The 21,146-nt window shown below is 67.6% G+C and carries 23 protein-coding genes; 9 read left to right on the top strand and 14 right to left on the bottom strand.

The window, feature by feature from the left end; translation table 11 throughout:
- Nucleotides 1–238 precede the first annotated feature (238 nt).
- Nucleotides 239–511 (top strand): AbrB/MazE/SpoVT family DNA-binding domain-containing protein, encoded by a 273-nt coding sequence (locus tag FOB47_RS01700; protein ID WP_053824417.1) that lies wholly within the window; start codon nt 239–241, stop codon nt 509–511.
- A 9-nt stretch (nt 512–520) separates the two neighbouring features.
- On the top strand, nt 521–931 hold the full coding sequence (locus tag FOB47_RS01695; protein WP_174779760.1) for a type II toxin-antitoxin system PemK/MazF family toxin: 411 nt from the start codon (nt 521–523) through the stop codon (nt 929–931).
- A 67-nt stretch (nt 932–998) separates the two neighbouring features.
- Here the strand turns inward: FOB47_RS01695 and FOB47_RS01690 are convergent, their stop codons facing one another.
- Nucleotides 999–1,541 carry a PadR family transcriptional regulator gene (locus FOB47_RS01690; RefSeq protein WP_174779759.1) on the bottom strand — a complete coding sequence of 181 codons (543 nt, stop codon included), beginning with the start codon at nt 1,539–1,541 and terminating at the stop codon, nt 999–1,001.
- A 220-nt stretch (nt 1,542–1,761) separates the two neighbouring features.
- Between FOB47_RS01690 and FOB47_RS01685 the strand changes: the two genes are divergently transcribed.
- A complete protein-coding gene (locus FOB47_RS01685) occupies nt 1,762–1,983 on the top strand; it encodes a hypothetical protein (RefSeq protein WP_053824419.1) in 222 nt (73 codons plus the stop codon).
- A gap of 290 nt (nt 1,984–2,273) precedes the next feature.
- Here FOB47_RS01685 and FOB47_RS01680 read toward each other — a convergent pair whose 3' ends face one another.
- The 6 genes from FOB47_RS01680 to FOB47_RS01655 form a co-directional block, all read right to left on the bottom strand.
- Nucleotides 2,274–3,278 (bottom strand): Bug family tripartite tricarboxylate transporter substrate binding protein, encoded by a 1,005-nt coding sequence (locus tag FOB47_RS01680; protein ID WP_174779758.1) that lies wholly within the window; start codon nt 3,276–3,278, stop codon nt 2,274–2,276.
- A gap of 66 nt (nt 3,279–3,344) precedes the next feature.
- A complete protein-coding gene (locus FOB47_RS01675; protein WP_053824421.1) occupies nt 3,345–4,076 on the bottom strand; it encodes an SDR family NAD(P)-dependent oxidoreductase in 732 nt (243 codons plus the stop codon).
- Between the two features lie 314 nt (nt 4,077–4,390).
- A complete protein-coding gene (gene pcaF / locus FOB47_RS01670) occupies nt 4,391–5,593 on the bottom strand; it encodes a 3-oxoadipyl-CoA thiolase (protein WP_053824422.1) in 1,203 nt (400 codons plus the stop codon).
- Between the two features lie 87 nt (nt 5,594–5,680).
- Entirely contained in the window at nt 5,681–6,328 is a 648-nt protein-coding gene (locus FOB47_RS01665; RefSeq protein ID WP_174779757.1) for a CoA transferase subunit B, read from the bottom strand.
- 40 nt (nt 6,329–6,368) lie between these two features.
- A complete protein-coding gene (locus FOB47_RS01660) occupies nt 6,369–7,052 on the bottom strand; it encodes a 3-oxoacid CoA-transferase subunit A (protein ID WP_053824424.1) in 684 nt (227 codons plus the stop codon).
- 425 nt (nt 7,053–7,477) lie between these two features.
- Nucleotides 7,478–7,684, bottom strand: coding sequence for a dodecin (locus FOB47_RS01655; protein ID WP_053824425.1), 207 nt, complete (start codon nt 7,682–7,684; stop codon nt 7,478–7,480).
- Between the two features lie 243 nt (nt 7,685–7,927).
- Here FOB47_RS01655 and FOB47_RS01650 point away from each other — a divergent pair, with 243 nt between their 5' ends.
- Nucleotides 7,928–8,536, top strand: a complete 609-nt coding sequence (locus tag FOB47_RS01650; RefSeq protein WP_244959250.1) for a phospholipase D family nuclease — start codon at nt 7,928–7,930, stop codon at nt 8,534–8,536.
- Between the two features lie 2 nt (nt 8,537–8,538).
- Here FOB47_RS01650 and FOB47_RS01645 read toward each other — a convergent pair whose 3' ends face one another.
- Both FOB47_RS01645 and FOB47_RS01640 read right to left on the bottom strand, forming a co-directional pair.
- Nucleotides 8,539–8,886 (bottom strand): hypothetical protein, encoded by a 348-nt coding sequence (locus FOB47_RS01645; RefSeq protein WP_174779755.1) that lies wholly within the window; start codon nt 8,884–8,886, stop codon nt 8,539–8,541.
- Between the two features lie 81 nt (nt 8,887–8,967).
- Nucleotides 8,968–9,519, bottom strand: coding sequence for a hypothetical protein (locus FOB47_RS01640; protein WP_174779754.1), 552 nt, complete (start codon nt 9,517–9,519; stop codon nt 8,968–8,970).
- A gap of 249 nt (nt 9,520–9,768) precedes the next feature.
- Here FOB47_RS01640 and FOB47_RS01635 point away from each other — a divergent pair, with 249 nt between their 5' ends.
- Nucleotides 9,769–9,981 carry a hypothetical protein gene (locus tag FOB47_RS01635; RefSeq protein ID WP_053824427.1) on the top strand — a complete coding sequence of 71 codons (213 nt, stop codon included), beginning with the start codon at nt 9,769–9,771 and terminating at the stop codon, nt 9,979–9,981.
- 118 nt (nt 9,982–10,099) lie between these two features.
- Here FOB47_RS01635 and FOB47_RS01630 read toward each other — a convergent pair whose 3' ends face one another.
- Complete coding sequence (locus tag FOB47_RS01630; RefSeq protein WP_174779753.1) at nt 10,100–10,492, bottom strand: endonuclease; 393 nt, start codon at nt 10,490–10,492, stop codon at nt 10,100–10,102.
- Nucleotides 10,493–11,094: 602 nt separating this feature from the next.
- On the opposite strand from FOB47_RS01630, the gene ligD reads away from it, so the two are divergent.
- The 4 genes from ligD to ku all read left to right on the top strand — a co-directional run bounded on the left by ligD (nt 11,095) and on the right by ku (nt 18,076).
- Complete coding sequence (gene ligD / locus FOB47_RS01625) at nt 11,095–14,046, top strand: DNA ligase D (protein WP_174779752.1); 2,952 nt, start codon at nt 11,095–11,097, stop codon at nt 14,044–14,046.
- Nucleotides 14,047–14,218: 172 nt separating this feature from the next.
- Entirely contained in the window at nt 14,219–14,569 is a 351-nt protein-coding gene (locus FOB47_RS01620) for a hypothetical protein (protein WP_151023382.1), read from the top strand.
- Nucleotides 14,570–14,742: 173 nt separating this feature from the next.
- Nucleotides 14,743–16,965, top strand: a complete 2,223-nt coding sequence (locus tag FOB47_RS01615; protein WP_082371826.1) for a hybrid sensor histidine kinase/response regulator — start codon at nt 14,743–14,745, stop codon at nt 16,963–16,965.
- Nucleotides 16,966–16,978: 13 nt separating this feature from the next.
- Nucleotides 16,979–18,076, top strand: coding sequence for a non-homologous end joining protein Ku (gene ku, locus FOB47_RS01610; protein WP_174779751.1), 1,098 nt, complete (start codon nt 16,979–16,981; stop codon nt 18,074–18,076).
- Nucleotides 18,077–18,217: 141 nt separating this feature from the next.
- On the opposite strand, the gene FOB47_RS01605 is transcribed toward ku, so the two are convergent.
- The 4 genes from FOB47_RS01605 to FOB47_RS01590 form a co-directional block, all read right to left on the bottom strand.
- Complete coding sequence (locus tag FOB47_RS01605) at nt 18,218–18,742, bottom strand: PRC-barrel domain-containing protein (protein WP_226994987.1); 525 nt, start codon at nt 18,740–18,742, stop codon at nt 18,218–18,220.
- Nucleotides 18,743–18,835: 93 nt separating this feature from the next.
- A complete protein-coding gene (locus tag FOB47_RS01600) occupies nt 18,836–19,411 on the bottom strand; it encodes a hypothetical protein (RefSeq protein WP_053824719.1) in 576 nt (191 codons plus the stop codon).
- A gap of 104 nt (nt 19,412–19,515) precedes the next feature.
- Nucleotides 19,516–19,890: a hypothetical protein gene (locus tag FOB47_RS01595; RefSeq protein ID WP_053824431.1), complete on the bottom strand. Its 375-nt coding sequence runs from the start codon at nt 19,888–19,890 to the stop codon at nt 19,516–19,518.
- A gap of 289 nt (nt 19,891–20,179) precedes the next feature.
- Nucleotides 20,180–21,064: a sensor histidine kinase gene (locus FOB47_RS01590; RefSeq protein ID WP_244959249.1), complete on the bottom strand. Its 885-nt coding sequence runs from the start codon at nt 21,062–21,064 to the stop codon at nt 20,180–20,182.
- Between the last annotated feature and the right edge of the window lie 82 nt (nt 21,065–21,146).

Genomic DNA, 21,146 nt, shown 5'->3' with positions numbered 1-21,146 from the left:
GGCCCCCGTCTCCATTGCAGTGAGCCAGATTGACACCCCCTATTCACGTATCTACACTGTAGATACGTGAGGACGCCGCACCGCAGCCGTCCCGTTACCAAAGTTATGAATTGGTTGACGGTGGAGCTAAAGAATGGAGCTGTCCGCGATATAGCCTGCGGTCCCGCTCCCCGAACATGACGACCAGATCACGGGGGGCTCTCCTCACGCGCGAAGTTTGAAAGTGGAGGAACAGCTAATGACCGCATTGACAGTGAAGCGTTGGGGCAACAGTCTTGCTCTTCGCATTCCGTCGTACTTGGCAGAAGAAGCAAATATCACTGAGAACGCGGTGATAGAGGCGACGGTACTTGAGGGGAAATTGGTCCTGGAGAAGAAGGCCGAGCCTTCCTTCTCGCTGGAGGAGTTCATCCTCGAACTGCAAGCCGGGCATGAGGTCGAGGCTACCGTTGATTGGGGAGCTCCGGTAGGCAATGAATTTGGTGCCGCGGGCAATCCTGATAACGACTGATGATTGTCTATGCGATCAACCACGACGAGCGGCACGGCAATCGGCGCGTTCGCAACGGCCGACGTTCAGCATCGAGTTCCCCAAGCGGGTGAAATCTGGTGGATCAGCCTCGATCCAACGAAGGGACATGAACAAGCGGGCTTCCGGCCCATACTGGTGTTGTCGCCGGCAGGAATCAACGGCCCGACAAAGCGCTTTATCGGGGTTCCGCTGACGACCTCTCTCGCGCCCGCCGGCACCGCTCGTGCCCGCATGCAAGTGCGTATATCGGGCATGCCGCGCGAATGCGCGGCCTTGCCGGATCAAATCACCACGTTGGATTGGATCGCCCGAAGTGCCCGCCATGATGGGCAATGCGCGACCGAACAGGAACTCAAAGAGATTCGGCTGCGGGTGGCAGCGATTTGCGGTATCGGTTAGCGGAGTCCCATTCCATATCGACATCCTGGTGCGGCGATGGCGGGCAACAACGCCATCGCCGCGCGGGCTACCGCCCGCCCTCCGGCTCCAGCAACGGCAACACCGCCGTGCCCCACGCCACCCAGTCCTCTTCGTAACGGATCCCGCGCCGCAGCAGCGCATGCCGCAGCTGTTGGGCGCGGTCCGGGTGCGGAGCGGCGAAGTCGCGCTGCTCGATCGCGCGATAGGTCGCCAGCCTTTCCTCGTGCAGCGCGATCATCCGCCGCATCTCGTCGCCCAGTCCGAGCGGGCCGGCCACCGCGTCGGCGCGCAGCTTGACCAGGATCTCGTCGCGCTGGTCCAGCCCGGCCGTCGGCGACAGCACCCAGCGCACCAGCTCCTCCCGCCCCGCCGGCAGCACGCGATAGACCTTCTTGCGGCTGCGCGCGTCCCCTTCGTCGTCCTGCGCGGCAATCCAGCCGCGTTCGGCCATGCGGCCGAGTTCGCGATAGATCTGCTGGTGGGTGGCATGCCAGAAATAGCCGATCGACTTGTCGAAGCGCCGCGCCAGTTCGTAGCCTGACGAGGGCTTCTCCATCAACGAGGTCAGAAGGGCGTGCTGGATCGACATGCGGGCGATGGGAGCGGAATGCGCGCCGGAGTGCGCGCAAAGCGCCAATGTTAGCGCATGGAGGCGGCGCGCAAGCCATCGGCTGGGCCCTGCACCCTATTGCTCGCAATATGACAAATCGAGCCGATGGCTAGGCCAGAATTAAAAAAGGTGAAATAGCAAATCGGCTGGTGCTGCAATACATTGGAGACAAAGCCGCATTTGACCAGGAACAGCCGCCATGCCCGGATCGCATGATCTCGCCGAGGAGCGGGATATTCCCTGGGAAGGCGACGGTCCCTCCGCAGTGGAAGGCCGAATCGCCGCCCCGTCCAGCGCCATTTATTACCGCCTGCCGGATACCCCGATAGGCCATCACATCAAGGAGTATCCCAGCGGGCTGCGCCAGCTGGTTCGCTTTGTCGGCGTCGAGGAACAGGTGGTCAAGGTCAGCCTGAACTGAGCCGAGACCCAACCCAAACCCGCCCGACGCCCAGGCCGCGGCAGCCGCTGCCCGTGCGCCAACGATGTCTCCTCCTGCCCGGGTGGGCCGGAACTCGAGCTCGCTGCCAGTCGCGAGCTTTTTTTTGCCGGCGCGGTCCGCCGGTAGCGAGCGCCGGCAGTCAACACCGCATTCCCGGAAGTGTCCCGCCGGCATCTATCCGAATGCCGTGCCGCCCATGAAAAAAGCCGGCCCGAAGGCCGGCTTTCTGTCGTGGCGCCGCGCGTCTGGCGCGCGAAGCCTGGCGACGATCAGTCCACGGTCGCGCCCGAGGCCTTGACCACCTTCGCCCACTTGGCCGCTTCGCTCTTCATGAACGCAGCCAGTTGTTCGGGCTTCTCGGGGTTGGGCTCGGCGCCCTGACCCGCCATCTGCTTCTGGACGTCCGGCATGGCGAGGATCTTGACCACTTCGGCGTTCAGGCGATCGATGATGGGCTTGGGCGTGCCGCCGGTGGCGTACAGCGCGAACCACGAAGTCGCTTCATAGCCCGGCACGCCGGCTTCGGCGACGGTCGGCACGTCCGGCAGCGCCGGCGAGCGCTTGGCCGAGGTCACGGCCAGCGGACGCAGCTTGCCGGCCTTCACGTGCTGGTACGACGACGGCAGGTTGTCGAACATCAGACCGATCTGGTTGCCCAGCAGATCGTTGACCGCCGGGGCGCTGCCCTTGTACGGCACGTGCTGGATGTTCAGGCCGGTCATCGAGTTGAACAGTTCGCCCGACAGGTGCATCGACGAGCCGTTGCCCGACGAGCCGTAGCTGATCTTGTTCGGATTCGCCTTCACGTAGGCGATCAACTCCTTGACGCTCTTGGCCGGCACGTTGGGGTTGACCACCACCAGGTTCGGCACCATCGCGACCCGGGTGATCGGCGCGAAGTCCTTGACCGGGTCGTACGGCAGCTTCGAGTACAGCGACTGGTTGATCGCGTGGGTACCGATGGTGCCCATGAACAGCGTGTAGCCGTCGGCGGGTGCCTTGGCGGCGAGCGAGGCGCCGATGTTGCCGCCCGCGCCCGGACGGTTCTCGATGACCACCGGCTGGCCGAGCGCCTTGCCCAGCTGCAGGCCGACGATGCGGGCCAGGATGTCGGTGGTGCCACCGGCCGAGAACGGCACGATCATCGTGATCGGCTTGGTCGGATAGGTGTCCGCGAACGCAGCGCCGGAGACGCCGGCGAACGTGGTAGCCAGCGCGACGCCGGCGGCCAGCAGGCGGCGGCGCGCCTGCGATGGTTGCGAGTTGAACTTCATCGTATGCTCCAGGGAGTTTCCTCGGTGGCCGTCCATGCGGGCCACGACTTGTAATAGGGGCCGCGCCTAGACCGGTGCGACGCCCAGCGTGGTACCGCCACAGACGTACAGCACCTGTCCGGTGACGAAACCGTTTTCGGGAGAGAGAAAGAACAGCGTGGCGCGCGCCACGTCCTCGGGCGTGCCCATGCGCTTGACCGCGATGCTGGCCAGGATGCGCCTGGTCTGCTCGCTGCCCTCGGGGTTGCTGCGGCGGAACAGTTCGGTGGCGATCGGGCCGGGCGCGACCGCGTTGACGGTGATGCCGTCGCCGCCGAGTTCCATTGCCAGCGTGCGCGTCATGCCCACCATGCCCGCCTTGGTGGCGGAGTAGACCACGCGCTCGGGTTTGCCCAGCGCCGCGCGCGAGGCCATGTTGACGATGCGGCCGAAGCCCGCGGCGCGCATCGCGGGCAGGCAGGCCTGCGTCAGCAGCAGGCTGGCCTGCAGGTGCAGGCCCACTACGTAATCCAGATCCTCGACGGTCGCGGTATCGGCGGTGCCGGGACGCGTTGCGCCGGCATTGTTGACCAGGCGCGTGATGGCGAAACGCGACGTCACCTCGGCGGCTGCCGCGCGCGTGGCCGCGGCATCGGTCAGGTCCGCCTGGACAAAGGTCATGTTGGGATGCGACCAGTCCGGGGCGGCATAGTCGACATTGACGACGCGGGTCACGCCATCGGCCAGCAGCATTTCGCTGATGGCGCGGCCAATGCCGGAACTGGCGCCGGTGACGAGCGTGGCAACGGGAAGAGACATCCGATTACTCCATGCCGGTACGGAACCGGTACTGCGAAGGTTCAGCAGGAATTGAGCGAAAGTTCAGCAGCGCATGCGGCGGGAAACCGATCGAATGCCGCCGCGGAACTGCCGCGCGAATTCGGGCGCAAAGAAAGCGTGCGGCGGACCGGCGAGCCAGTCGGCCCAGCCGCACCAACTGCGTTGGGAAATCTGTCGCAGCGCTGAGCGTCGGCGCCTGCCTCGGTCAACGGCAGGCGCGCCGCAAAACTTGAGCGGATCGAGCGGCTTGCGCAGCTCGAGCGTCCTCTCGGCGCTGCGGATGCGGGCGCCGCTCAGACGCGCTCGATCACCATCGCGATACCCTGGCCAACGCCGATGCACATCGTGCACAGCGCGAAGCGGCCGCCGGTGCGGTGCAGCTGGTACATCGCGGTGGTCACCAGGCGCGCGCCGCTCATGCCGAGCGGATGGCCCAGCGCGATCGCGCCGCCGTTCGGATTGACGCGCGCATCGTCGTCGGCGACGCCGAGCTCGCGCAGCACCGCGAGGCCCTGCGCGGCGAACGCTTCGTTCAGCTCGATCACGTCGATCTGGTCCATCGTCATGCCCAGCTGCTTGAGCAGCTTCTGCGTGGCCGGCGCCGGGCCGATGCCCATCACACGCGGCGCCACGCCGGCGGTTGCCATGCCGACGATGCGGGCCTTCGGCGTCAGGCCGTGCTGGCGAGCGGCGGCCTCGCTGGCGAGCAGCAGCGCGCAGGCGCCGTCATTGACGCCCGAGGCGTTGCCGGCGGTCACGGTGCCGTCCGGACGCACCACGCCCTTGAGCCTGGCCAGCGCTTCCATGCTGGTGGCGCGCGGGTGCTCGTCGCGCTCGACGACGATCGGATCGCCCTTCTTCTGCGGGATCGTGACCGCGGTGATTTCCTGCGCCAGCGTGCCGTCGGCTTGCGCGCGCGATGCCTTTTCCTGGCTGCGCAGCGCCATCAGGTCCTGGTCTTCGCGGCTGATCTTGTAGTCGGTGGCGACGTTCTCGGCGGTCTCGGGCATCGAGTCCACGCCGTAGGCCGCGCGCATCGCCGGGTTGATGAAGCGCCAGCCGATGGTGGTGTCGAAGATCTGCGCATCGCGCGAGAACGCGCTGGTGGCCTTGCCCATCACGAACGGGGCGCGGCTCATGCTCTCGACGCCGCCGGCGATCATCAGCCCGGCTTCGCCGGCGCGGATCGCACGCGCGGCGGTGCCGGTGGCGTCCATGCCCGAGCCGCACAGGCGGTTGATGGTCGCGCCGGGCACGCTCTGCGGCAGTCCTGCCAGCAGCAGCGACATGCGCGCGACGTTGCGGTTGTCTTCGCCCGCCTGATTGGCGTTGCCGTAGATCACGTCGTCGATGGCGCTCCAGTCCAGGTTCGGATTGCGCGCCATCAGCGCCTTCAGCGGTACCGCGCCCAGGTCGTCCGCGCGCACCGCGGACAGGCTGCCGCCGTAGCGGCCGATGGGGGTGCGGATCGCGTCGCAGATAAAGGCTTCGGTCATGGTTGTCTCGTCCTTGGTTTCAGTGGTGGCGGCAGCGGTATCGGCCAGTGCGATCCGCCGCCATCGGGTCGGGCATCGGGTGAAGGATCAAGCGGGCTGCGCCTGCTTCAGCGGCACGCTGGTCAGGCGCTGCAGCTCGTCGAACGACAGGCCTTCGACCAGGTCGCGGGCGGCCAGGCCGTCGGGTGTCACGTCGATGGTGGCCAGATCGGTGTAGATGCGGGTCACGCAGCCGATGCCGGTCAGAGGATACGTGCATTCGGGCACGATCTTGCTCTCGCCCTGCTTGGTCAGGTGTTCCATCATGACGAACACCTGCTTGGCGCCGATCGCCAGATCCATCGCGCCGCCGACAGCCGGAATCGCGCCCGGCGCGCCGGTGTGCCAGTTGGCCAGGTCGCCGGTCGCGGACACCTGGAACGCGCCCAGCACGCAGTAGTCAAGATGGCCGCCGCGCATCATCGCGAACGAATCGGCGTGATGGAAATACGAGGCGCCCGGCTTGATCGTGACCGGCTGCTTGCCGGCGTTGATCAGGTCGCCGTCTTCCTCGCCGGGCGCGGGCGCGGGGCCCATGCCCAGCAGGCCGTTCTCGCTGTGCAGCAGGATTTCGCGGTCGGCCGGCAGATGGTTGCCGACCAGGGTGGGCAGGCCGATGCCGAGGTTGACCACGGCACCGTCCGGAATGTCTCGGGCCACGCGGGCGGCCATCTGATCGCGGGTCAGGCGTTGCATATCGCTTCTCTCTTCGATGCGGGTTGGGCGCGTCCGCGCGTCAGGCGGCGTTGGCGGCAGCGGCGTCGACCTTGACGACGCGCTTGACGAACAGGCTCGGCGTCACGATGTGCTCCGGATCCAGTTCGCCCAGTTCGACCACGCGGCTGACCTGCACGATCGCACATTTGGCGGCCATCGCCATGATCGGGCCGAAGTTGCGCGCGGTCTTGCGGTAGGTCAGGTTGCCCCAGCGGTCGGCGGTGTCGGCCTTGATCAGCGCGAAGTCGGCGTGGATCGGCGACTCGAACACATAGCCCTGGCCGTCGATGATGCGGGTTTCCTTGCCCTCGGCCAGCGGCGTGCCGTAGGCGGTGCGGGTGAAGAAACCGCCGATGCCGGCGCCGGCGGCGCGGATGCGCTCGGCCAGGTTGCCTTGCGGCACCAGTTCCAGCTCGATCTGGCCGGCGTGGTACAGCGAATCGAACACGTAGGAATCGACCTGGCGCGGGAACGAGCAAATGATCTTGCGCACGCGCTTGGCCTTGAGCAGCGCGGCCAGGCCCGTTTCGCCGTTGCCGGCGTTGTTGTTGACGATGGTCAGGTCGCGCGCGCCCTGGGCGATCAGCGCATCGATGAGTTGCGCCGGCATGCCGGCCAGGCCGAAGCCGCCGATCATGATGGTCGCGCCGTCATGGATGTCGGCCACCGCCGATTCCACCGAGTCGAAGAGCTTGTTGATCAATTGCGTTCCAGTCGAGGTGGCCTGGCCGGACCGGCCGGAGCCCGCCGCCCGAGAATTGGGCGGTCGCTGGAAGCGTCGTCTCCGGAGGGTTCTGCCTGGCGTGGTTCCGGGCGCGCCGTGGCGGCGCCCATAAAGGCCCTAGCAGTCAAACGGTGGCCCGTCTTGCGGACTCTTGTTCTTGCTGGTGTTCGCCATACGAACTGCAATTCGCAGAATGAACACCGAGTGCAAAGGTTACACCCGTGCGGTTGTGGGGTCAAGGCAGTGGCCCGGCGCCCGCAAGAAAGGCCGGGAAACCGGATGCCGCTCGCCGCTTCCACAAGACAGCCGCGCGGCAGCGAAGAGCACGGAGGGAAGAACGGAAGGAAAGAACCGAACACGGCGGCGGCCACCGCGGCATGCGCGGCGCCGACCGTGCGGCACGCTCATTCGACGCGGAAGCCGACTTTCAACGTGACCTGGTAATGCGCAATCTGGCCATTGACGATATGGCCGCGCATCTCGACCACCTCGAACCAATCCATGTTCTTGATGGTCTCCGACGCCTTGGCCAGCGCGCTGCGGATCGCGGCATCGGTGCCGTCGGGCGACGTGCCCACGATTTCGACGAGCTTGTAGGTGTGATTCGACATCGCTTGCCTCCAGGATTGGGCGCCGCGCTACTGGCGCCAGGTTTGGGATAACCGAGCGGCGTCGGCATGTGCCGACACGCGTTTCATCATAGGCAGCCGTGCCGGGCCGTTCCAACCGCCTTGCCTTTGCATGCTCACGCTGCTAACTTCCCCGCCTCGCAACGTTTCCATTTCGATTCGTTATTCAATTGGCTACCGTTGTCGCGAGCGGCGCGCTCCGCGGCAATGTCTTCACGCGGTCTCATGTCCTTTGTGTTTCGCGCGCCCGCCATCGTCGCCGGCGCCCTGTTGTCCGTTCTGCTTTGTTCTACAGTGCTGGCGCCCGCCGCGTCCGCACGCATCCTGCCCCGCAGCGGCGAAGCACCGATGGCCGTCCCTGACGGCGCGCACAGCTTCGCCGATGGCGCCAGGTACGCGCTGTGCTTCACGCCCGATGGCGAAAGCTGCCAGGCCATGCTGGTCGACGCAATCCGCCATGCACGGCGCAGCGTGCTGGTGCAGGCGTATTCGTTCACCAGCAAGCCGATTGCCGAGGCGTTGATGCAGGCGCGCAAGCGCGGCGTCGATGTGCGCGTGATCCTCGACAAGAGCCAGGTGTCGGAGCGCTATACCAGTGCCACGTTTCTGAAGCACCAGGGCATCGAGGTGATGATCGACTCGCGCCCCGCGATCGCGCACAACAAGGTGATGATCTTCGACGGCGAGGCGGTCTTCACCGGCTCGTTCAACTTCACCAAATCGGCCGAGGAGCGCAACACCGAGAACGGCATCCTGATTCGCGGCGATGCACGTCTGGTCAAGCGCTACGTCGACAATTGGCAGAGCCGGCATCGGCTGTCATTGCCGTACTAGGCTCAATCGTTGTCCTCCGCGGCCGTGCCGCCGCGGCGCCCGCGCGAACCGTACAGATCGGTTTCCTCGAGTCCGCGCTCGATATCGCGCGCGGCCTGACGACCCACCGGCCGGCTGCCGGTGTGCTGGCTCTGATGCGATTCGTCGCGCTCGTGCGGCAGGCGCGGCATCGGTTCGCCGCCACCCTTCTGCGGCAGCGTGCCGGGGTCCGGCCGCGACTGCTCTGCCAGCGGTCCCGGCCCCTCGCTGGTTCCCTGTGCCGTCCTGACTCCGGTCGTCTCGCCCTGTGGCCGTCCGCCGGACTGGCCCTGCCGAGGTTCGCGTTCCGGATGCGTCGGTTGCTTGGTCATATGCCCTCCCTGACCGAATGTTGACCATCGATGACACGCAAACGCCATACCTGCGCCGTGTCGCGCCCGATCGGCCGGCGTTCATTGATGTTGCAACGCGATGGCACGCCCATTGCACGGCACCAAGGCGCGGCATTTCGCCGCTGATGGAGACCAGCAATGAAACAGCAACAGCAACCGCAGGCGCAGCAAGGCGGCACCGAAAAGGGTGGCATGGGCCAGGGTGGCCAATCGTCTCAGCAGCATCAGCAGAGCGGCAGCCAGACCGGCCAACAGGGCGGGATGGGCAACCAAAGCGGCCAGGGCGGTCAGCAACAGCAAGGCGGTCGCCAGGGCGGTCAGCAGGGCGGCATGGGCCAAAGCGAAGGCGGCATGGGTGGCATGGGCGGCCAGTCGCAGCAAGGCGGCGGCCAGGCCGGCCAGCAGGGCGGCATGGGTGGCCAAGGCGGCCAGCAGCAGCAAGGCGGCAGGCAGAGCGGTCAGCAAAGCGGCATGGGCGGCCAGAGCGGCGGCCAGCAACAGCAGCAGTCCGGCACCAGCGGCCAGCCCGGCCAGCAGTCCTCGGGCGGACAGTCGGGCCAGAACCGCGAGCGGTAATTGCCGATGATCGGCACTGCCTTCTGTCGGCAGCAAAGGGACGCGGATGCGTCCCTTTTTTCTCCCCTTCCCTCCCCTTCTTACGACGCGTGAAAATTCCGCACGGCATCGCTGTGGTCATTCGCTGACAACGCAATCCGCCGATCGCCGAGGCCGCGCTGCGGGTCAAGCCGACGTGTCGCGCGCGCCGTCGCTTCTACGCTGGTAAGCAGGAACGCAAGATCGCGCCGCCGCGCTGCATTCGCGAGCGCGGCATGGCGTGACCAACATCAAGGGGAGCGTGCGATGCAAGGCAAGACGACGTCGCTGCGCGAGGCCGCGCAGAAATGGCTGCCGCTGTCGGCCAGCCACCCATGCCGGGTCACCGGTTTCGGACATACCGGCAGCCGCCGCGTGCCCTATGCGTGCATCGGCTTCGAACGCGCGGGGAAACGGCTGTCGATCGTGTTCTTCCGTCATCGCGACGGTTCGTGGTACGTGTTTCCGCCGCTGCGATAGAGGGACACCGAATCGACGGCATTTAGTGGCGGCCTCGTTGAAACGACAGGAGCGCGGCGGGCCGATGCCCGCCGCGCTCCTTGCTATCCCCGGTACTCGAATCGATGCAGCCGGCCGATCAACCTCCGTCGAGGAACTGGCTGCGCTTGCCGACGCGCGAGCCCAGCGTCGACAGGTCGTGATAGTGCGTGTCGTGATTCTCCATGCGCGCGTCGTAGCTGCCGCTCATCGGCATCGGCTGCGTGCCCGCCGGCGCCAGATACTGCTGCGTCGGCTGGTTGGTGCCCTGCGTGTACGGATCGAACTTGTCGCCCACGCGGGCGCCGCTGCTGTACGGATCGCGCGTGCCTGCCGCGGCCGGATTGGCGGGATCGTATTGGCCCGCCGGTGCGGTACCCGGCGCGGTGCCGGTGGCAGCGCCGCGGTCACCCGGCACCTGCGCCAGCGCGACGCAGGAACCGGTCAACGCCAGCGCCGCGACGGCGCTGCGTACGAGGTGGTGTTTCGTCATGTTGTTCACTCCTGAGACTGGCCCGCGCATGCCACGTAACGCCCGCATTGGCGGCGCGCCGGCGACCGCGCCAGGCGGGTTCGCGAACAGGTCCTGCCGGCACGGCGATGCCCCGCGCAGGACCCGGCCTACGATCTCGATGACGCGAAACACATGCCAGAAACGCGAGGCGTTCCACGCGAGGCCGACACATTCGGCCGCGCGCCACGGTGACGCAAGGGCTCGCGGCAAGTGCCTGACGCCGCGCCACGGCGACACGCTGCCGCGGCCCGAAACCCCGCCTCGCGATGCGTCTCGCTCGTACTTTTTACTCGGCCATGCAGGATGTGCACGGCGGCGTCTGTGCGGCAGCGCCCATAGCGCGGCAACATGCCCGCTGTTCGTCATGCGGATCCGCTCGCCCCCGCTATCCCGCCATGGTGGCGATCGTTCCGGTCATTGCCGGATGTAGGACGGTGGCCGATGGATCGCCGCATTCCGATTGCCTATAAGCGAAATAACAAGCGAAATCTCAAGCGAAATCACGGCAATTCAAATGCCGCGCTTGACGCGAAGGACCAGGGCCACGCAATTCCGCGTGTTCCGATCGAGGAGCGGCCGCAATGGCGACAAAGCGAGCAGCAAAGCAGCCGGCCAAGGCCGCAGCAAAGCGAACCGGCAAGCAGACCCCTGCAGCCGCGGCCAAAGGCGCGGCCACACGGTCGACGTCGCGCGCCGCCGCGCGCCCGGCGGCACCGCGCGCGGCGCGAGGCGCGAATCCCGACCCGCTGCAGCGCTATCGCACGATGCGCGACTTTGGCACGACGGCGGAACCGGCCGGCCGCGCGGTCGCCCAGCGTGCCGCGGCGAAAACCGCCGAAGCGCTGTCGTTCGTCGTGCAGAAACACGCGGCGCGCCGCCTGCACTACGACTTCCGCCTCGAACTCGACGGCACGCTCAAGAGCTGGGCCATTCCGAAGGGTCCAAGCCTGGACCCGGCCGACAAACGGATGAGCGTCCACGTCGAGGACCACCCGCTCGAATATGCGAACTTCGAAGGCGTGATCCCTGAAAGGCAGTACGGCGCCGGCACCGTGATCGTCTGGGACCGCGGCACCTGGGTACCGATCGGCGATCCGCATCAGGGCTATCGCGACGGCAAGCTGAAGTTCGAGCTGCAAGGCGAGAAGCTGCATGGCGCCTGGACGCTGGTACGGATGCGGGGCCGGGACGAACGGCAGGAACCGTGGCTGCTGATCAAGGAGCGCGACGATGCGGCGCGGCCGGCGGCGGAGTTCGACATCACCGAGGCGATGCCGGACAGCGTGCTCGGGGGTGGCACGCCGAGCGCCGACGACGAGGGCGCGCGCAAGGCATCGGCGAAGAGCGCGACCAGCACCGCGGCCAGGAAGGCGCCGCGGACGGCGGCGAAAGCCGCGACAGGATCGGCTTCGGGCAAGGGGGCGGCAGCTGGGAAGAGCGCCGGCAAGACGGCCGGCAAAGGCCGGTCCGCCGCCGGCGCAATCCAACTGCCGAGCGCCGCGAGGCGCGCGGCGCTGCCGCTGACGCTGGCGCCGCAACTGGCGACGCTGGTGCAAGGCCCGCCCGTCGATGCGCAGAACTGGATCTACGAGCTCAAGTTCGACGGCTATCGCGTGCTGGCCCGCATCGAGGGCAGCGACGTCAAGCTGTTCACGCGCAACGGGCACGACTGGACATCGAAGCTGAAGACGCTGGCGCGCGAGCTCGGCACGCTGAACCTGCCATCGGCGTGGCTGGACGGCGAGATCGTCATCGTCGACAAGGACGGCAGCACCGATTTCCAGGCGTTGCAGAACGCCTTCGACAGCGAGCGCACCGATGCGATCCAGTTCTTCGTGTTCGACATCCCTTTCTATGCCGGCCACGATCTGCGCCAGGTCGCGCTGGTCGAGCGCCGCGACCTGCTGCGGCGACTCTTCGAAGAACACAACGTGTCGGCGCACCTGCGTTTCAGCGAGAGCTTCGAGGCCGGCCCCGAGGAGATTCTCAGCGCGGCCTGCCGGCTGCGGCTCGAGGGGCTGATCGGCAAGCGCGTCGATGCGCCCTATGTCTCGGCACGCTCGCCAAGCTGGATCAAGCTCAAATGCAGCGAGCGGCAGGAGTTCGTGATCGGCGGCTTCACCGAGCCCAAGGGCACGCGCAACGGCCTGGGCGCGCTGCTGCTCGGCATCCACGACGAAGCGGGCCGCCTGATCTATGCCGGCAAGGTCGGTACCGGCTTCGATACGAAGACGCTCGATACGATCCGCGCCAAGCTCGACGCCCTGCGCACCGATGCCTCGCCGTTCGACAAGATGCCGGCGATCGCCAAGGGCGTGAAGGGCATCTGGGTTCGGCCGAAGGCGGTTGCCGAGGTGTCGTTCGGCTCGTGGACGCGCGACGGGCTGATCCGCCATGCGGTGTTCCATGGCTTGCGATCCGACAAGAGCGCCAGCGCGATCGGCAAGGAAAAGGCGATGCCGGCCCCCGGCAAGAGCGTGGGCGAGGCGAAAGCCGCGGCGACAGCGCGCAAGGGGAAGGACAAGGCCGGCGGCAAACCGGCGAAGTCCGCCAGGAAGGCGGCCCACGCCGACGGGGCTGAGAGCGCCGATACGCCGCCGTCGGCCAAACCCGCTGCCGCGACGAAGTCCTCCTCCGGCCGCCAGCAGATCGGCAACGTTCGCGTCAGCCATGCCGATCGCGTCATCGATCCGTCGACCGGCGCGACCAAGGGCGACCTGGTGCGCTACTACGAAGCGGTCGCGCCCCGCATGCTGCCGGAATTGCGCGGCCGCCCGCTGGCGGTGCTGCGTGGCCCGTCCGGCGTCGGCGGCGAACTGTTCTTCCAGAAGCATGCCGAGACCTTCAACATCGCCGGCGTCAACCGCCTCGATCCGTCGCTGTGGCCGGGCCACCCGCCGATGATCGAGGTCGCCAGCGAGACCGGCATCGTCGCCGCGGCGCAGCTCAACGTGATCGAGTTCCATACGTGGAACGCCGACAAGCGCCAGATCGAAAAGCCCGATCGCGTGATCTTCGACCTGGACCCCGGCGAGGGCGTGCCCTGGAAGCATGTGGTCGAGGCGGCCGCGCTGACCAAGGGCATGCTCGACGAGCTCGAGCTGACGGCGTTCCTGAAGACCAGCGGCGGCAAGGGCCTGCACGTGGTGGTGCCGATCGCGCGCCGGCTCGGCTGGGACGAGGTCAAGGACTTTGCCCAGGCGCTGGTCGTCCATATGGCGAAAACCATCCCGCAGCGCTTCGTCTCCAAGAGCGGGCCGCGCAACCGCGTCGGCAAGATTTTCATCGACTACCTGCGCAACGGGCGCGGCGCCACCACGGTGGCCGCTTTCTCGGCGCGCGCCCGGCCGGGCCTGGGTGTGTCGATCCCCTGCAGCTGGGACGAGCTGCCAGCGCTGCGCTCGGGCGCGCAATGGACGATCGCCAACGCGCTGGCGCGCATCGAAGAGACCGAGCATGCCGATCCCTGGGCGGACTACGGCAGCACGCGCCAGACGCTGACCGCCGCCATCCGGCGCCTCGGCAACGGCTGAAGCCCCCCGACCGGCGCCCCGCCCTCCTCCTTCGCCTCCGCCGTGCATCATGCGGCGGTTCCGTGTCGGACAAACGAGGGCATGGTTCTTGCCACTTCGGACTCATGCGTCCGCGCATTGCAGCGACGGACGCGTGACGGAACGACGACGCAAGCACGAACCGGGAGCCACCATGACAACCCCTCGGACCACGATCCGCATTGCCCACTATGCCGCCCTGGCGCTGATGACGGCACTCGCCTGGGCGCCCGCGCAGGCCCGCCTGCCCGCCCCTACCGCCGAACAGCAGCGCGCCGCCGACGAACGCAAGGCCAAGGAGGCCGAAGTCGCCAAACAGCAGGCCGACGCGCTTGCGCGCGTGCAGGACCAGATCGCCGCCCGCTTCGGCAAGGGCGCGCAGCCGTCCGGCACCACGCCGCCGGGCGAGGTCTCGCAGAAAGCGGCCGAGGTGCGGCCCAGCGGTCCGCACGGCGGCACCGCCCCCAGCGCGGAAGCCCACTCGGGGCAAGTGCAGCGCCGCTGAAGCCACATATCAGGGCGAATTTCTCGTCAAAAGTGGCTTTGCATCAACTACAAGTGTTGGAGAGCTAGATTGGTAATTATTACAAAGCGCGAGGGCGGCAGCATCGCGCCGAACGCAAAAACCGACCTGCCACCCCGTTACCACGCCGCACGCCTGCCGATGGCGAGGACAGCATGAGTCCGATCGAAACCAGAACGTCGTCCGATTCGCGCGACAACCGGCCGCTGGTGCTGGTGGTCGACGACAACGAGGGCTCCCGCTACATCAAGAGCCGCATCCTGCGCCGCGCCGACTATGCGGTGCTGGAGGCGTCGACCGGCGAGTCGGCGCTGTCGCTGGTGCGCCGCTATGCGCCGGACCTGGTGCTGCTGGACCTGAAGCTGCCGGACATCGACGGACTCGACGTCTGCCGCATCATCAAGGACGACCCCCAAAGCTGCCGCACGCTGATCCTGCATACGTCGGGCTCGACCAGCGACCCGCGCTACCGGGTCGAGGCGCTGGACCACGGCGCCGACAGCTATCTGGTCGAGCCGGTCGAGCCGGAGGAACTGGTGTCCAGCGTCAAGGCGCTGCTGCGGCTGCGGCGTGCCGAGGAGGCTTACCACCGTACCTCGCAGGCGCTGCGCGACAACGAGTTCCTGTTCCGCCAGCTGGCCGACAACCTGTCCGACGTGCTGTGGATCTTCGATCCGCAGGAGCGCAGGTTCCTGTTCGTCGGACCGGCCTTCGTCACGCTGACCGGCCGCCCGGTGGAAGACCTGCATCAGCATGGCAGCGCCTGTTTCGGCTGGATCGCCGAGTCCGATCGCGAGCGCGTGCGCACGGCCTGCGAGGCGATGCTGCGCGACGGCCATATGGATCTCGAATTCGCGTTGATCCACGCCGATGGCCAGACGCGCGACGTCCGCGCGCGCGCCTTCCCGGTCAACAACGCCAGCGGCGAGTTTTATCGCGTGGTCGGCGTGTGCGAAGACATCACGCAGCAGAAGCGCGCCGAGAAGATGCTGCGCGAGGAAGAACGCCGCAAGGACGATTTCCTGGCAATGCTGGTGCACGAGCTGCGCAACCCGCTGGCGCCGATGCGCAGCGCCGCCGATCTGCTGATGCACTGCGCGCCCTCGCGCGAGGACAGCTTCAAGGCGCGCGACATCATCGCCCGCCAGCTCTATCACCTGACCCGGCTGGTCGACGATCTGCTCGACATCTCGCGCTTCACGCGCGGCACCATCACGCTGCGCGACGACCTGGTCGAGCTGCGTTCGGCGCTGAACACCGCGGTGGAGACCGTCCGCCCGCTGATCGAGTCGCGCAACCATCAGCTGCGCCTGTCGGTACCCGAGGGACCGATGCCGGTGCGCGGCGACCTGGTGCGCCTGACGCAGATCTTCGGCAACCTGCTGAACAACGCGGCCAAGTACACGCCGCCCGATGGACTGCTGTCGATCGAGGCCCAGGCCGATCAAGGCATGGTCACCATCAAGATCACCGACAACGGTGCCGGGATGTCGCCCGAACGGCTGCAGGGCCTGCGCGAGACCTTCGAGCGCGACGGCGCCAACGGCAATATCGCCGTGGCCGGCGGCAACGGCCCGGGCATCGGCCTGTCGCTGGTCCATCGGCTGGTCAGCATGCATGGCGGCCAGCTGTCGGTGCAAAGCAACGGACCCGGTCACGGCAGCAGCTTCATCGTGCAGCTGCCGATGCAGCCGTGGCGCAGCTGGCAGCCGACGCTGGGCGGACGGCAGGCACCGGCCGGCAAGCCGCGCACGGTGATGGTGGTCGACGACAACGTCGACGCGCTGGAGGCGATGGCGATGACGCTCGAAGCGCTGGGCCATACCGTGATCACCGCGCTCGACGGCGCCGCCGCGATCGTGCGCGCGGTCAAGTACAAGCCCGAACTGGTCCTGCTCGATCTGGGCATGCCGGGCATGGACGGCTTCGAGATCGCGCAGCGGCTGCGGGCGATACCGGAGCTGCAGGCGATGAAGGTGGTCGCGCTGACCGGCTACGGCCAGCCCGGCGACAAGCTGCGCACGCAGGCGGCCGGTTTCGACGACCACCTGACCAAGCCGGTCGACCTGGAGGTGCTGTCGCGCCTGCTCGACGAATGCCGTGGCGATGGCCGCAGCGATGGCGGCGCGGATGCCACGGCGGGCGCCGGTGCTCCACCGCCGCTGCATTCGCCATTGGCGCATCCGGCGGGACCCGACGCGGCCACCAGTCCGAACGCTTCCACGGAGAAACGCATGCATACCACGCCAGAACCGGATCAAACCCCGGACCAGCCGCCCAGGACGCCCGAACCGGAGGTGCCGCCAATCGATCCGCACGAGCCGGTCATCGACCCGCCGCCGGGCGACGTGCCGCCGCCTCCGCCGCAGCGCGCCTGACCGGAGCCGCCCTGTGCCGCGCATCATCTGGAAAGGCGCCATCTCGTTTGGGCTGGTCAACATCCCGGTCGTGCTGAAGGCGGCCGCGCGCGACAACGCGCTCGACTTCGACTGGCTCGACGAGCGCGACATGGCGCCGGTCGGCTACCAGCGGATCAACAAGAAGACCGGCAAGCCGGTCGACAAGGACCATATCGTCAAGGGCTACCAGTACGAAAAGGGCGAATACGTGCTGCTGTCGCCGGAGGACTTCCGCCAGGCCAACGTCGAGGCGACGCAGACCGTCGATATCGTCAGCTTCGTGCAGGCCGACCAGATCCCGCCGTACTACTTCGAGACGCCCTACTACCTCGAGCCGGACCGGCGCGGCGAGAAGGGCTATGCGCTGCTGCGCGAGACCCTGCGCCGCACCGGGCGCGCCGCGCTGGCCCTGGTGGTGATCCACAACCGCCAGCATCTGGCGGCGGTGCTGGTACTGGGCGATGCGCTGGTGCTCAACACCATGCGCTGGGCCGAGGAAGTGCTGCCGATGGACGAGCTGAAGCTGCCCAAGAGCAGCGGCAAGCAGCAGGGAGTCAGCGCGCGCGAGATCGAGATGGCGACGCGGCTGGTCGAGGACATGCAGGAGGACTGGAACCCCGAGGCCTATCGCGATACCTATCGCGACGACCTGATGGAGCGCATCGAGGGCAAGATCGCCGAAGGCAAGACGCACCTGCTGACCCCGGCCGAGCCGGGCGGCGAGGAACCGCGCAAGTCCGCCGAGGTGATCGACATGATGGCGCTGCTGAAGGAGAGCATCAAACGCCGTGGCGGCCGCGGCGGTGCGCGGGCGGAGGCTGGCGAGGACGCCCGGGACGGAGAAGCGGACGAGCAGGAAGAAGACGAGGCTCCGCGCGAGCCCCCGCGCAAGCGCAGCACGGGCGCTCGCAAGACGGCGCGCAAATCGGCCTCTCGTGCCGGAGCCAAGGACGGCAAGGAAGCCAAGCCGGCAAGCAGCCGCAACAGCGCGGCCAAGTCGGGCAAGGCGTCGGCTTCAACGAAGAAGACCGCCGCCAAGCGTGCCGCGGCCGACAGCGGGTCGCGCAGCCCGCAGCGCAAGCGGGCGTAGCGCGACGCGCTTCCTTCAACGCTGCCGGTTCAGCGCTCGTCGTTCGACGCCGCCTGGCGGCCTTCGGAAGGCCGTCAGGGGCGTCACCAGCATCATCAAGGGGTCAAGGCATCCAGGACGCCTCGGCGGGCTCAGCCGTCATCAGGCCCACGGATCGTACGAGTCCTCCTTCCAATACGGCGAGGTCCCGTAGTACTGGTGAATGCTGGTGGCCCATTGCGGGTCCGCCATCGCCGGCCAGTGGTCCTTGTCGAAGCCCGGCGCGGCCTTCAGCTTGTCCTTGTCGACGCCCAGCACGAAACACTTGCGCCGCGTGTCCAGCGTCAGCGCCGACCACGGCACCGCGAACAGCTTCTCGCCGATGCCGAGGAAGCCGCCGAACGACAGCACCGCATAGGCGACCCGGCCGCCCTGCACGTCCAGCATGATGTGGTCGATGGTGCCGAGGTCTTCGCCGGCCGGCCCGATCACGCTGTTGCCTTCCAGCGTATCGGCGGCCATCACGAAGGGGCCGGGCCCGCTGGCATTGGCATCGACATCGCCGACGATGGTGGCGCCGGCAGGCGCGCGTGCCGCCGCGGGATCGCGCAGGTCACGCGGGTCGCGGGGATCGCGTGGGTCTCTGATGTCTCGCGGATCGCGCGGGTCTCTGTCCAGTGGGTTCATTGGCGACTCCTGCTTCGGTTGTCGGTTGACACAATGGCGCTCGCGCGCCCCTGATCGCCGCTGCCGCCGCGGCACGCATTGGAACGGCACCCCTCACGGACGGCTGGCGGGCACCGGCGGCGCGAGCGGGTCGAAATCGACCCAGCGGCCTTCGCTCCAGCGCCCATAGGCCCGTTCGACGTCCTTGGCGCCGGCCTGCCGCAATACCTCGGCGGCGGTCTCGCGCGTATCGGGATTGACATGCACGGCCAGCAGCACGCCGGCATCGCGCTCGGTCTTGACCTGGCGACTGGGATCGGGCGCATTCGATACGCGGTCGGGATCACGCGTCATCGACAGCGCGCCGACCAGCGAACCCAGATAGGCGCCCAGGCCAGTGGCCAGCGCCAGCACCAGCACGGACGCCTGCATCAAGGCCAGCGCCACCGCGCCGATCACGGCCCCGGCAATGGCGCCGAACACGATGCCGCGGCCCGCGCCCGCGCCGGCCTTGCGCGTACCCGCATCGACGGCGACGTCGCCGCCGATCGGGAAGCGTCCATGCTGCCCCGGGGGATTGACGAAGAACAGGGTCACATCATCCTCGGCGAACCCGCGGGCAAACAACTGGCCCGCCGCCGCCTCGGCCTGGGCGAACGTATCAAAGCGTCCGGCGATGATCAGGGACATGCTGGCTCCTTCGAATCGGTTGGCAGACACCCGCCTGGCGAGCGATGGATCGGCAATCGGATTCGGCATGGCGTTCCGCGGTCGCGACGCCAGCCAGGCTGGCATCAGGACCTGGCCTTCGACGGGGATTTCGTTGCGGATCGGGTAGTCCCCTTGTCGGCGGCGCCCTTGCGCTCGGCGGCGGGACGCGCGCCTTCGGGCTGATGGGCGCTGCCCGGTTCGATTTCCCAGTCGGTGTCATCCACGTCGGTGCTGGTTTCCTTCTCCGCATGCATGGCGGCGCTCGGAGAAATCGGATCGCTCGCCGGGAAAGTCATCTCCACCGATTCGTCGACCGCCTGCTGATACGTACACGCGTCGCTCTGCTTCACGTCGTCCTGCCGGTCGACCTTCTTGCCCGGCTTTGCCGCGCTGGCGGAAGCAGACTTCGCGGCGGATCCATGGGCGGATGCGGACCCGGTCTTGGCCTTCTGCATCATCGGCTCCTGCTCGTTTGGAATAGCGGAACAGATGCAAGCGACGGGCCAGAAGCGAAGATGCCGGGACCGGCGCGCAAGCGGCGTATGCGACAGCACTCGGCGTTGCACAAAGTGCATCGCACGTAAAAAGTACTAGCGTCGCAATCGGCCGCCGCGCGCGTGTGAAAAGGGGGAAAAGGACGGGGAAGACGAGGACGAAGGGAGGAATGGAAGGGCGGAAATAACGGGCAGATCCGGCAGCCGAGGACGGCGCGGGAACCGGCGCGCGTCAGCAGGCCTGCAGCCTGCCTCAGGCAGGCCCCGCAGCGGGTCCGATCGGCGCGTCATGACCGGCCGCGGCCGCCGCCGGCGGCAGGCGCGGAAAGGTCACCGCGATGCAGGCGCTGTCGCCGTCCTGCTCGCATTGCGTCGATGGTTCGGCCCCCAGCGTGGCGCCATGCAGCTCCGCCATGCGGCGCGCCAGCAGCAGCGCCGAACTCTGGCGCGCCGGCGCGGCGCCCGCATTGCCCACATCGCGCCGGAAGAACTCGGACAGTACCGACAGGCGCTCCCTGACGCGATCGGAAGTCGCGCGGCTCTCGGTCAGACGCAGCTTCACATGGTCATCCATCGGTTCCAGGTGCGCGTCGATGGTGTCGCCGTTGCGCGCCTGCTTCAGGCAATGCAGCACCAGATGGCGCAGCATCGGCTCGAGCCGGCGCGGGTCGGCCTGCACGAGGACATCGCCGCGGCCGCCGCGGGCTTCGTGCACCAGCACATCGGCCAGCGTGACGCGGCGCGATTCTGCGGCCGGCTTGACCGAGTCCATCGCCTGCGCCATCGCGGCCGCGAGATCGACCGCCTGCCATTGCGGCTCGGTTTCGTCAGCCAGCAGCCGCACGGCCTCTTCCATATGCTGGATCAGCGTGACCTGCTGCTGCATCGCGGTACGCAAGCCCGCCAGCGCCCGTTGCACCGGCGCGCTGGGCGCGTCCAGCGAATGGTCCAGCACGTAGGCCCAGCTCTGGACGCCGTTCAGCGCCGAGCGCAGATCGTGCGACACCTGGTCGATCAGCGTCGTGACTTCGGAGGTCGCATCGACAGTCGCCGGCACCCAGTGCTCGGTGCCCGCCCCGCCGGACTGGCCACCGTTTTCCGCATCGGCGCGGCTGGAGGGGAGAGGTCGCTTGGACATGAAGGTTTGGGTCATCTCAGGGTGCCCGCGCCATTGCGGCGGGCCGGATTTCCGAGCCGAAGCATACCTCGGGCCAGCCCGA

The sequence above is a fragment of the Cupriavidus gilardii genome (assembly GCF_013347325.1).
GTDB classification, from domain to species: domain Bacteria; phylum Pseudomonadota; class Gammaproteobacteria; order Burkholderiales; family Burkholderiaceae; genus Cupriavidus; species Cupriavidus gilardii.
Note: the sequence above shows the minus strand (reverse complement) of the source record. Positions and strands in the feature narration are given on the sequence as shown.